Genomic DNA, 12,178 nt, shown 5'->3' with positions numbered 1-12,178 from the left:
CAACCATACAGTTTTGTATGTAAAAACCTGCCGTAATCAGATAAAATGTGCACGTCCGTATCGATTAATGAGGTTACGTTTCCATGGCAAGAAAAACCAAAGCAGAAGCCGCCGCTACTCGTGAAGCGCTGCTGAATGCTGCTGAAGAGGTGTTTTTCGAAAAAGGCGTAGCCCGTACATCACTTGAACAGATTGCACGCCATGCAGGCCTCACCCGTGGTGCTGTTTACTGGCATTTTAAAAATAAAGCTGACCTTTTCATGGCACTGGTTGAGCGTGTTCGTATGCCGTTCGAGTCATTGGTGGAAGAGGTCAACAATGCTGATACCGATATCTCACCACTTGAGGCTATACGCTTGGCCTGCCATGCGGGGCTTAATCACTTAGAACAACCTTCCCGTCAACGTATTCTCTCCATTCTGCTTCACCGCTGTGAATTCTTTAGCGACATCAACCCAATTGAAATGCAGGAGAAATTTGGTGAAGAGTGTCTTGATGGGATGCTAGCTGTGTTCCAACTTGCCCATGACCAGGGGCTGCTACGCGAGGGTTTAAGTGCCGAACTAGCAGCACGCCTGATGCAATCGACACTAGGTGGATTATTTCACGATTGGCTGCGCACGCCAGAAGCGTTTTCAATTCGTGAGCGTGGTGGCGAAATGATCGATACATTGATTTATTTAATGCAGCGCTAATACACAACTTAGCTGCAACGCAGCAATACTCCTATACTGATAGCATCATACGCCTAGGAGTAATCTATGGACGCTTTAGAGTTTGTACGCGTTCGCGAGCTGGATATTGCTGTGCGCATTTGGAATCCCACGGCTTCACGCACTTTGGTGGCATGGCATGGCCTTGCTCGCCATGGCGGCGACTTTTCAGCACTAGCCCAACAGTTGGGCCGCGAATGGCGTATTATTGCCCCGGATACTCCAGGCAGAGGCCTTTCAAGCTGGTCTTTGTTTCCTGCCCATGACTACCTCTATAGCCATTACATAACGGTAGCACTTGCCATCTTGGACCACTACGAAGTGCAACAGGCCAATTGGTTAGGCACGTCAATGGGTGGACTATTAGGCATGTTATTAGCGGCCGACCCGCAACACAGTCAACGCATAGATCGACTTATTCTCAACGATGTTGGGCCAGAGCTTAACAAGCAGGGCTTGATTGCGCTATCCAGTTATTTCAGCGTTGCCCACCGTTTTAGCAGTTTTCCTGACCTACAATCAGAGCTAAAGCAGCATTATGCAAGCTTTGGAATTACCCAGGAAAAGGAGTGGCAAGAGCTGGCACTTAATAGCGCTAGGCGCCTACCAGATGGTAGCTGGACCTATCATTTTGACCCACGTATCGGTGAGCAATTTATCCACGACACGCCACGTGATACTTGGGCAGCCTGGAAGAATATTCGCTGCCCGGTGATGGTAATCCGCGGCGCAGAGTCTACCCTGCTAGATGCCGAAACATTACCACGCATGGCCGAAGTCCAGCCTTCACTTAAGGTGCTGACTGTACCCAATTGCGGCCACGCACCAATGCTGAACCAAGCGGAACAAGTAATCCCTATTCGTCAGTTTCTCGACACCTCACTTCACTCGTATAACTCTCCAGATCGCGCTGCCACTGCTGCATCACCAATATATTGGTTAATGAAGCAGTGGCGGCGGTTCTTTAGTCAGTAAGCACACCTCATCGGTTACTTGATAGTGCCAGCGTAGCTATGTGGAATAGCCGTTCGACCGATGCTTACGGTGTAGGCGTAACTTACTTAAGCGTACTCGGGTATCTAAGTACTGCTGCTCTACTACACTGCGGTAAGCGCCTTCTTTAGCCAAGTATTTAACTAATACTCGCCGCTCGCCTGCCTGAGGAGTTTCGTCGGTTTTATAGTGCAGCCTAACCACACTACCTGGCTCATTTACCAACTCCGCGAGTGCATACTCGCTATCCTGCCGCTCAGCCACTATTACAGTGGCGCCCAATAAACAGCGGCGTTTGAAAGGCTGGTAGCGATGTAGGGCGCGCTGCAGCCCGTGACACACTGCTGCTGCAATGGGAGACGCAACAGAGAACGATACCCATAGCAGCAATACACCCACTGGCACTCTTAGCATGCCCAGCGAGAGCCAACGAAGCACTATTATTTCAGCAGCTAACGCTATAGCCCCGGCAAATAGCACTAGAAAACTCAGCGCCAGCGTCGCAGGCACACCAGCAAAGCCTAATGAAACCAATGTACTCGCCATATGGTCGTCACGCAGGCTATCGCGCTCAAATAGCTCAAGAGGCGCCAACCTGACAAGCACAAGCAGCCAATAAAGCGCGACTAGAGCCAGTAAGAATGTCAAAACAACTGTAGGAAATTGCAGAGCAGCAGACGTTAATGTTTGCATGGCATGTCCTCCTCCAGACAATGAGCCTGGTGATGTTTTCACTTGGGTTTATCTTTATTAGTGCAAGCTGAAAACAGTGGTCTCTTTTAGCGTAGACCACATTACGCTTCTGTGTGGCATGCTGCCTTGCCCTATATCATGCGGGCATAAAAAAACGGGCACCACGCTCATGGTGCCCGCTTATAGCCTACTTATGGTTACTGCGCGTCGTGCTCTAGCGCAGGCGGTTCGGCCTGATGGTCAGGGTGCCGCTTACGATAGAGCCAGTCAGACACTGAGGCGATCATGGCATAGAAGCTCGGGATGAAAAGGCTACCCAGTATCGCCACCGAAGCCATCCCCATCGCAACGGTCGTACCGATATGATGGCTACTGACATCGCTGGCACCGGTGGCCAACGCCAAGGGTAAGGTACCAAAGATAAAGGCCAAGGATGTCATAACGATCGGACGAAAGCGCAGTTCAGCCGCAGTGATGGCAGCCTCACGAATAGATTTCCCCAGTTCCTTTCGCTGCAACTCGGCGAACTCAACAATCAAGATAGCATTCTTGGCAGCCAAACCAACAACCACCAGCATACCAATCTGGACGTAAACACTGGTATCAAGTCCCCGCAGTGCAATCCCCCCGATGCCACCCAAGAAGGCAAAAGGTGTAGCGGTGAGTACCGCTAAAGGCAGCGACCAGCTTTCATATTGAGCCGCTAGAATCAAGAAGACCATCATAATACCGAAGACAATCGCCAACATCGCGGTATTGCCTAGGTTTGCTTCTTGATAAGCCGTACCTGTCCACCCCATCCCCCAGTTAGGGCCAAGGGTCTCCAAAACCACTTCATCCATCGCTTCAATAGCCTGTGCAGAGCTATATCCTGGTGCAGCGCCACCTTGGAATTGCGCTCCCGCGTAAACCCCAAATCGCGAAACTACAGAAGGACCCACTTGCCGCTCAAGGGTAACGAATTCAGAGAGCGGTATGCGTTCACCATTACCTCCCCGCACATATACATTATTAATGTCTTCAGGCGTCTTGCGGAATTCATCCTCGTTCTGCAAATAAACCTGGAAGTTACGGTTTTGGTAGCTAAAGAAGTTAACGAAGCCATTACCAAAAGTATTGGAGAGTGCTGATGATATGTTTTCCAGCGCTACGCCATAGCTAAGTGCTTTCTGCTGATCAATTTCAGCGCGGAAAGAAGGCACGTTGACATTGAAGGTTGTGAATACTTGGTTCAATGCCGGATGCTGATTAGCGGCCCCCATAATTTGCAGCGAGGCTTCATAAAGTTCTCGCGGCGAAGCACCATCAAAGGATTGTAGATAGCCGGTAAAACCACCGGTTGTCGACAGTCCCATTATTGGCGGTACGTTAAACGCCATGGCAGAGCCACCATCAATACTCGCGCCCAACTCCATAATATGCCCCACCAATTCGTTGGCAGTGAGATCGCGCTCAGCCCATGGGTGCATATTCACAAATATAATGCCACGCGCTGTATTCACCGCACTCGACAAAATGTCATAGCCTGCCACTGCCGATGAGTACTGAACCCCTGGGATATCTTCAATAGCAGCGCTCAGGTCAGCCATGTAGTCTTGGGTACGGTCAAGCGACGCAGCATCTGGCAGAGATACGCTCACTAGCACAATACCCTGGTCGGTTTCAGGTACTAGCGTTGATGGAGTATTGGCATACAGCCAGTAGGAACCGATACCCGTTGCGACAGTAAGAGCGAGCGCCAAGACCCAAAACCGCACCAACTTTTTCACAAACCACATATATACCGCGGTGAATCCTGCAAAAAAACGATCAAACAGACGTAGCGGCGTGGTGATTGCGCGCTTAAACGCAGACTGCTTGGTCTTATGCAGATTGTGCTTAATGAAAATTGCTGAAAGCGCTGGTGTAAACGTCAGTGCCATTAACGCAGAGAGCGCTACTGAGATTGCCACCGTAATCGCAAACTGCTGATAAATTTGCCCCGTAAAGCCCCCCATGAAAGCTACTGGCACGAACACTGCCGCCATAATGAGCGATGTGGCAATAACAGGGCCGCCCACCTCTTTCATAGCGCGAATAGTAGCATCACGGACACTAATATCCTCGTCTTCACTAAGTACACGCTCAACGTTTTCAACCACCAGGATAGCATCGTCTACCACTATCCCGATCGACAACACGAGGGCAAACAGCGTTAGCAAGTTGATCGAGAAGTCAAAAAGGTAGAAGCCTGCAAACGTACCGATGACCGACACTGGCACCACCGACATGGCAATCACTGTAAAACGCCAGTTTTGCAGGAAAATAAACAGAATAACGATAACGATTAAGAAGGCTTCGATAAAGGTCTTGAGTACCGTTTCCACCGAAGCATCGATAAACAGCGTTGTATCGTAGGGTGTCACATACTCAAGCCCTGGCGGAAAGCGCACCGCCAATTCTTCCATCGTAGAACGCACTGCCTCTGCCGTTGCAAGAGCGTTAGCTCCCGGCTGCTGGTTGATAATAATCGGCGTCATCGTAGCGCCGTTTAACCGAGCATCAATGCCGTAGAACGAGGCGCCTAGTTCAATGCGCGCAACATCCTCCAAGCGCAGTGAGGAGCCATCTGGATTGGTACGCAGGTAGATATTACGGAAGTCAGCAGTATCAGATAAGCGCCCACCAGCAGTAATAGTGTAGGTATAAGCGCGTGGGTCGCTTTGCGGTGTAGCGGCTAAATTCCCTGCTGGAATTTCTGTATTTTGTGCGCGGATAGCACTGGCTACCTCACTAGGCGTTAGATCGTACTGAGCCAGTTTGTCAGGGTCCATCCAGATGCGCATGGCGAACTCACCACCACCTAATACCTCAGCATTACCAACGCCTGGCACTTGGCGTAGCTCATCAAGAATATTAAGAGTGGCATAGTTCTGCATGTAAACGTTGTTGTAGTCACCGCTTGGCGACGTCAACGCAACTAGCATCAGAATGGAGTCAGAGCGCAATTCAACTCTTACCCCTTGAGCTTGCACCGCTTCAGGCAGTCGTGAAAGTGCGCCTTGAACCCGATTGTTCACATTGATGGTATTAATATCGCCGTCAGTACCGATATTAAACGCTACGCTCAAGCTCATAATGCCATTATCGGCACTGTTTGAGGTCATATACAGCATGTCCTCAACACCGTTAATCGCCTCAGCCAGAGGTGCTGCTACCGTTTGTGCCACGGTTTCAGCATCAGCCCCTGGGAACTGAGCTTGCACTGAGACCGTGGGAGGCACAACGCTGGGATACTGCTCAATGGGCAGTATCCGCATCGCCATAGTGCCTACCAGTGTCAGAATAATCGCCAATACTGTGGCGAAAATCGGACGACTGATAAAGAAGTTGGAAAAATTCATTATTGCGCGCCCTCTTCCCCTTCATCTGCTGACATATCGCCAGCATCTTCGGTCATCGCAGCGGCAGCCTCGGCCTGCGCTTGCTGCTCCTGGGTTTCGGCTTGCTCAACGCTTTCCACCAGTTGCTCTGCATTGCCGTCAAAGCGCTTGGGCTCAATAATCCGACCAGGTTCGACACCTGCTGGGTCACCCACAACCACACGCTCACCCTCTTCAAGACCATCGACAATGATTTGCCACGGACCTGCTACATCACCTAACTGAACAGTACGCTCACGAGCTTTGCTCTCTTCGTCCAGTACAAATACACGTGGCCCCATAAGCCCCTGAGTGACAGCAATTTCTGGCACAGCAATGACGTTAAAACGCTTCAGACCCTCAAGACGTACACGTACAAACTGACCAGGTAAAACAGCACCATCAGGGTTAGCAAAGCTGGCAGACGCCTGAACGGTACTGGTGCCAGCATCCACTCGTGAACCGAGGAAGTTTAATTGCCCTACAAGCTCCGAGCCGCTACTTCCACTTAATCCTGGGATGGTAAGATTAGCGGAAATATCAGAAGCATTGCCCCCCTCACCAAGCTGGCGACGAAGCTCAAATGCATCCCGTTGGGGCAGTTGAAAGCGCACTTCAAGGGGATCTAATGGCGTAATAGTGGCAAGCTCCGACCCAGGGCTCACCAAGTTACCAACATTAATTTGGCTTAAGCTGATCATCCCTGATACTGGAGCTGTAACATTGGCATAGCCCAAATCGAGGTTAGCACTGGTGAGAGCGGCTTCCGCCTGGGCAACACTCGCCTGGGCAACGCGCTGCTCCGCCAGGGCTTGGTCATACTGCTGGCGGCTAACTGAGTTTTGGCTCAACAACTGTTCAAAACGCTGCGCATCACGCTGGGCACGGGCTTGCTCTGCGCGTGCGCTTTGCAGATCGGCCTCACGCTGATTAACGGTAGCCTGATAGAGATCAGGCTCAATAGTGTAAAGCCGGTCACCCTGCTCCACTAACTGGCCAGCTTCAAAGTGTCTCTCCTCTAGGAAGCCGCTCACCCGCGCCACCAGCGTTACCTCACTATCGCTACGCAATAGTGACGGGTAAGACTTATTCAGCGGTATATCCTGGCGGACCACCTCTGCGACTTCTACAGCATGAGGCGGTGCCTCCTGTTGCTGTGCCGGGGCTCCTTGAGTCTGATCTTGCCCGCAGGCGGCAAGTGCCAGTGCAGCTATCAGCGTCACTAGACTCGCTCTAGTCGAGTGAATCATTTTCTTCATACGTCGAATTCCCATGCATCTTTTTGAACATTGACGGATAGCAACACAGCGCTCATTTAGCCTAGCGCTAAGTAGGTATTTTGGCGTTAAGCGCAGTCCTCTAGGACCTGTAGCCCTAGAGAATCGCTGGCACTATAAAAAGCTAAGCGTCCGGAGTAGGCGGGGCACCGATATCCATTGCCCTCTGATAGGCATCCACATCACCGCTGTCAGGAAGCGTAAAACTCACCTGATCACCGGTTAACCACGCATTCACCTCTTCAATAGCAGCAACATCTAATAGGCCTGACTGTTGGCGCAGTGCCAGTAAGTTCACCACATAGTCGTAGCGAGCCTCAGCAAAATTGGCGATAGCGTTATAGAGGTTTTGTTCTGCATTCAGTACATCTACGATGTTTCGTGTGCCAACTTCATAGCCTGCGCGGGTAGCCTCTAGTGCACTACGATTAGAAACAATCGCCTGCTGCCGTGCTTCAACAGTTTCGACGTTATTGCTCACCTGGGTATACAGTGACCGAACCTGCTGAATTGTAGTACGGCGCTGCGACTCAAAATCATACTGGCTACGCTCAAGCTGGAAGGTACCTTGGCGTATACTCGCACTCGTGCTGCCGCCGGTATAAATGGGGAGATTAGCCGTTACGCCCACTTGGCTTGAGGAGTCGTGACCACTTACCACACTGCTGTCGCTATCCGCATACCGATAATTGGCAAACGCCTGGACACTGGGAAGGCGCCCTGCCCGGGCAACCTCAACACCAGCCCTGGAGAGTTCAATACCTGCACGCTGCGCCAGCACCTGAGGGTTGCGCTCAATTGCCTGTTCTACCCAGTAATCGCGGCTACTCGGTGAAGGCAGAGCAACCGGCATATCCCCTAAAGCATCAATAGTGGCGTAACGACGACCGGTGAGCTGTTCAAGTAGCTCAAATGCCACCTGTAGATTACTTTCAGCAGCAATGCGATCAGCCCGGGACTGGTCAAAACTTGCCCGCGCTTCTTCCACTTCAGTAATCGCAATTAACCCTACTTCAAACTGCTCGCGGGCTTGCTCCAACTGGCGGCCAATCGCACGCTCTTGAGCAAAACGAGCATCTAAAATCTCGTGAGCACGAAGAATATCAAAGTAGGCGCCAACCACATCAATCAACAATTGTTGCTCGGTGGCCGCCAATAAATACAGCTGCTGATCGATTTGGCGTTCAGACTGGTTCACTTCCTGACGAGTAACTGCATTAAACAGCGCTTGTGTGGCTTCCAGTGACAATGATGCTGTATTGAAGCTGTCATCACTGATCCCGCCAACCGGCGCTTCTGACCCTGGAACAGTAGCGCCTCCCCTAGCAGCAGCTTGGCTTTCATACTGGCGGTTGTGAACAACATTACCCGAGGCATTAACCTGCGGCAGCAGTCCTCCGCGAACTACATCTCGAGCAGCCTCAACACCGGAAAACTCAGCACGCGCCGAGGCTAACGCAGCGTTATTGCTCAGCGCATCTCGCGTGATAGTAACTAAGTCTGCCGCCTGAGCAGGCAGTATGAAAGAAGATGTAAGCACTGCTAACAGCAGGGGACGAAAAGGGGCATTGACTGCCCAATGTGCCAGTCGCATGGAATTGCCTCTAGGTATCAGCGCAGGATGGCGCAACAGGTATGCCATTCAGAAGGAAGGCATTATAGTTACATTCATGTATGTATGCCAGACTTGAACTTCGTTAATTTATGTGGACAGCCCACTTGTCAAGTCAACACTTCCTTACTTTAGCCCAAAGCATAGTGAGCAGGCACTTTTTTCATTTCTCTCACTAGCTTCTCACCTTAGCCCACAGCACCGACTAGCCTCAGCAAGGCAAGAGCAATATCGAGCTAGTGGTGATAATTGAATGAGTGGTGATGCGGTGGGGCCGAGAAGCGCAGAGCCATTCGTTAATGAGGAGCTGGGCCAAGATGTGTGCCCACCACATGCTGATGCTCCCTATTACTGAATACTGTCTAGGACTAAGTACTGTCTAGGACTACGCACTTTCTATGATTGAGTACTGCCTATGATTGAGTACTGACTATGATTGAGTACTGACTATGATTGAGTACTGACTATGATTGAATACTGACTATGGCTGCATACTATGACGCTGAGCTAGAGCCTCGCGATAGCGCTGATAAACCACCTGATAGGCATCAACATGCTCAGAATCAGGGTCAGTTAGGGATCCTGTATCCAAATGTACCAAGCGGGAACAAAGTAACTCAAGCGTGACACCTTGCGTGTTCAAATCACACCAAGCTGCCTGAATTGCAGCACCTAAGGCAGCGGCATCGGTAACGGTTGGGCAAATAACCTGAGTATTGGTAATATCCGCCACCATTTGCCGCCACACTGAACTTTTTGCCCCGCCACCAATCAGCCGAATTTGACTTGCCCCCGCGGTTAAATCACCTAATAACTCCAGGCCGTAACGCAGGCCAAAGGTGGCGCCTTCCATCACTCCACGGCAAAGGTTTGCCTGGGTCATATTAAGGCTGGACAAACCAAGAAAATCACCCTTGGCCTCGGGCAGCATCGGCACACGCTCGCCATTAAAAAACGGCAGCACTGTTACACCTTCTGAACCAACTGGTGCTTTCGCCACTTGCTTACCAAACTCTGCCAAATCCAACCCAAACAGGTCTCGGACTCGACTGGTGGCCGACGTCACGTTCATGGTGCAAATAAGCGGCAACCACCCCCCGTGGCTAGCACAAAAATTGGCCACCATGGCACTGTCACACACTACGGGGTTGGGTGAGTATGCACATACGGTGCCGGAGGTTCCCAAGCTCAACGTAACAAGCCCACGAATGATATTACCAGTACCAATCGCCCCCATCATGTTGTCACCGCCGCCGGATGACACCATCACGTCATCACCTAGCCCAAGCTCCTGGGCGACTACTGGGCGCACCAGACCAGCCGGCTCATGAGCTTCCAGTAGCCGAGGTAGCACCCTGTCTGGGTCTAATTCAGGGGCAATTTCAGCGAATACCTCGCGCTGCCAGCATCTTTGTCGCGTATCGAAGTAGCCCGTACCTGAGGCATCTCCCGCTTCGGTGACTCGCTCACCAGTCAGCCAGAAATTGAGATAGTCATGGGGTAGCAGCAGCGTCGCGATGCGCTGATAAGCATTAGGATGGCGCTCTCGAAGCCAAGCTACTTTGGAAGCGGTATAGCCAGTTTGCAGCACAAGACCCAATTTTTCTAAACAGCCAGCCTCTCCGCCTAAGCGGGCCACTAAGTCACTATTGTGTGCACTGGTTTCGGTATCGCACCACAACTTGGCAGGGTAGACCGGGTCACCATGTGCATCCAGCGCCACCATACCGTGTTGCTGGCCAGATACGCCGATACCACGCACCTGCTTCGCATTGATACCCGCTCGCTCGATAGCTTGGGAGAAAGCACTTTTTAGCGCTACCAGCCACTCGGCCGGCGCTTGTTCCCGACGACCATTCTCAGCCTCATCCAAATGATGCGGGTGGCTGGCGTCGCCAAGAATAGTACCGCGCTCCACGTCAACCACGACCACTTTGGTACTCTGAGTACCGCAATCTACCCCGATATACATCACACCGTTCCTTTGGACGAGACCAGAGCTTCAAGGGTAGCGCGTGCGCCATGTTCGTGCAGAGAGCTCAATGCCGAGAGGTAGGCATTTAAAAAGCGTGGCTGGTCGGCTAAATCGCCAAATAGCTCACGATTCTCTATAAACGCAGCAGGGCGAACTCGATTCTTGGCGGCAATCGCTATCAGCGAGTCACGCAGGCGATCGACAATTTCAATGGCTTCCCCCTGCTCATCGACACCTTCGGCATAGCGCGCCCAACTGGCCACGACAGCAGCACTGCGCTCAATCTCCCCTCCTTGAGCTAGCTGTTGACGAATTACGGGCAACAGCCACTTGGGGATACGATCCGAGCTTTCGGCGCACAGTCTTGCCAAGGTGTCTTTAATTTGCGGATTGGCAAAACGTTCAATCAAGGTAAGCTGATACGTTTCCAAGTCGACCCCCGGCACTGGCGCCAGGGTTGGAGCCCCCTCTTCCCGCATGTACCCCAGCAAAAACTCTACAAATAGTGGGTCTTGGCATACCTCATGGGCATAGCGATAGCCAGCTAGGTAGCCAAAATACGTCAGCGCTTGATGACTGGCATTCAATAGCCGTAACTTCATCAACTCATAAGGTTCAACATCGTCAACCAGTTGCACGCCAACCTTTGCTAACGCGGGGCGACCTAAAGGGAAGTGATCTTCCACTACCCACTGAGTAAACGGTTCACAGACTACCGGCCAGGCATCGTCAAGACCAAATCGCTGCGCAAGTTCTTCAATATCGACAGCCGAGGTAACCGGTGTAATACGGTCAACCATGGCATTAGGGAAAGCAACGTTGTCACTCAACCATTTGCCCAATGCAGGGCTGCGAGCATGAGCGTAGGCGCTAAACATCTGTTTGGCGACATCACCATTGCTCTGAATATTATCGCAGGACATCACCGTAAAAGGGGCAATGCCTCGTGAGCGGCGACGTACCAATGCTTCGACTACTAACCCAAAACTTGTTGAAGGAGTATCTGGATGCGCAAGATCCCCTTGTACCTGCGGGTCAGCTAGATTGAACTCCCCTGTCACGGGATGAACGTTATAACCGCCCTCGGTCACCGTGAGCGAAACAATCTTAATAGACGGGTCCGCCATTTTTTCGATAACGACATTACAGTCATCCGGGGCAAACAGATAATCGACCATGCTGCCAATAACCCTGGGCTGATAATCACCATTGGGGTGCTTTACGATCAGTGTGTAAAGGCAGTCTTGAGTAGTCAGCACCTGCTGCATGCGTTTATCGCTGGGCATTACACCGACACCGACAATACCCCACTCAAGCGCTTCGCCCTGATTCATCAGCGCATCCAAATACATCGCTTGGTGCGCGCGATGAAAGCCCCCTACTCCAATATGTACAATACCCGCTGTGACGGCCTGCCGATCATAACGGGGTGTTTCGATCGCCGCGCTGAGGTTGCCCACATTGTGGTTATTAAGCTGGGTCATCATCAATCTCCGTGGCTTGTGTTGGATGAA

At 51.6% G+C, this 12,178-nt stretch carries 8 protein-coding genes; 2 read left to right on the top strand and 6 right to left on the bottom strand.

Annotated elements, in window-relative coordinates; translation table 11 throughout:
* Positions 1-83: 83 nt before the first annotated feature.
* Both CPA45_RS14310 and CPA45_RS14305 read left to right on the top strand, forming a co-directional pair.
* Positions 84-695 carry a TetR family transcriptional regulator gene (locus CPA45_RS14310; protein ID WP_096652570.1) on the top strand — a complete coding sequence of 204 codons (612 nt, stop codon included), beginning with the start codon at positions 84-86 and terminating at the stop codon, positions 693-695.
* A gap of 66 nt (positions 696-761) precedes the next feature.
* Positions 762-1,688 (top strand): alpha/beta fold hydrolase, encoded by a 927-nt coding sequence (locus CPA45_RS14305; protein ID WP_096652568.1) that lies wholly within the window; start codon positions 762-764, stop codon positions 1,686-1,688.
* Positions 1,689-1,724: 36 nt separating this feature from the next.
* Here the strand turns inward: CPA45_RS14305 and CPA45_RS14300 are convergent, their stop codons facing one another.
* The 6 genes from CPA45_RS14300 to CPA45_RS14275 form a co-directional block, all read right to left on the bottom strand.
* Entirely contained in the window at positions 1,725-2,399 is a 675-nt protein-coding gene (locus tag CPA45_RS14300) for a hypothetical protein (protein WP_096652566.1), read from the bottom strand.
* A gap of 197 nt (positions 2,400-2,596) precedes the next feature.
* Positions 2,597-5,782 (bottom strand): efflux RND transporter permease subunit, encoded by a 3,186-nt coding sequence (locus CPA45_RS14295; RefSeq protein WP_096652564.1) that lies wholly within the window; start codon positions 5,780-5,782, stop codon positions 2,597-2,599.
* The gene (locus CPA45_RS14290; protein ID WP_096652562.1) at positions 5,782-7,059 is read right to left on the bottom strand and encodes an efflux RND transporter periplasmic adaptor subunit; all 1,278 of its coding nucleotides are present in this window, start codon (positions 7,057-7,059) and stop codon (positions 5,782-5,784) included. Before CPA45_RS14290 ends, CPA45_RS14295 begins: the two co-directional genes overlap by 1 nt.
* A gap of 142 nt (positions 7,060-7,201) precedes the next feature.
* Positions 7,202-8,671, bottom strand: coding sequence for a TolC family outer membrane protein (locus tag CPA45_RS14285; protein WP_096652560.1), 1,470 nt, complete (start codon positions 8,669-8,671; stop codon positions 7,202-7,204).
* A 499-nt stretch (positions 8,672-9,170) separates the two neighbouring features.
* Positions 9,171-10,661 carry a xylulokinase gene (gene xylB / locus CPA45_RS14280; protein WP_096652558.1) on the bottom strand — a complete coding sequence of 497 codons (1,491 nt, stop codon included), beginning with the start codon at positions 10,659-10,661 and terminating at the stop codon, positions 9,171-9,173.
* Positions 10,661-12,148, bottom strand: a complete 1,488-nt coding sequence (locus CPA45_RS14275) for a mannitol dehydrogenase family protein (protein ID WP_096652556.1) — start codon at positions 12,146-12,148, stop codon at positions 10,661-10,663. Before CPA45_RS14275 ends, xylB begins: the two co-directional genes overlap by 1 nt.
* Positions 12,149-12,178 lie beyond the last annotated feature (30 nt).

This window comes from Vreelandella nigrificans (genome assembly GCF_002374315.1).
GTDB lineage: Bacteria > Pseudomonadota > Gammaproteobacteria > Pseudomonadales > Halomonadaceae > Vreelandella > Vreelandella nigrificans.
This window is presented reverse-complemented; position numbering and strand designations above follow the sequence as displayed.

Bases quoted from the DNA above. Each gene is read 5' to 3' on its own strand.
- CPA45_RS14310 (WP_096652570.1), top strand. From the start codon at position 84: ATGGCAAGAAAAACCAAAGCAGAAGCCGCCGCTACTCGTGAAGCGCTG.
- CPA45_RS14305 (WP_096652568.1), top strand. From the start codon at position 762: ATGGACGCTTTAGAGTTTGTACGCGTTCGCGAGCTGGATATTGCTGTG.
- CPA45_RS14290 (WP_096652562.1), bottom strand. From the start codon at position 7,059: ATGAAGAAAATGATTCACTCGACTAGAGCGAGTCTAGTGACGCTGATA.
- CPA45_RS14275 (WP_096652556.1), bottom strand. From the start codon at position 12,148: ATGACCCAGCTTAATAACCACAATGTGGGCAACCTCAGCGCGGCGATC.
- xylB (WP_096652558.1), bottom strand. From the start codon at position 10,661: ATGTATATCGGGGTAGATTGCGGTACTCAGAGTACCAAAGTGGTCGTG.
- CPA45_RS14285 (WP_096652560.1), bottom strand. From the start codon at position 8,671: ATGCGACTGGCACATTGGGCAGTCAATGCCCCTTTTCGTCCCCTGCTG.
- CPA45_RS14295 (WP_096652564.1), bottom strand. From the start codon at position 5,782: ATGAATTTTTCCAACTTCTTTATCAGTCGTCCGATTTTCGCCACAGTA.
- CPA45_RS14300 (WP_096652566.1), bottom strand. From the start codon at position 2,399: ATGCAAACATTAACGTCTGCTGCTCTGCAATTTCCTACAGTTGTTTTG.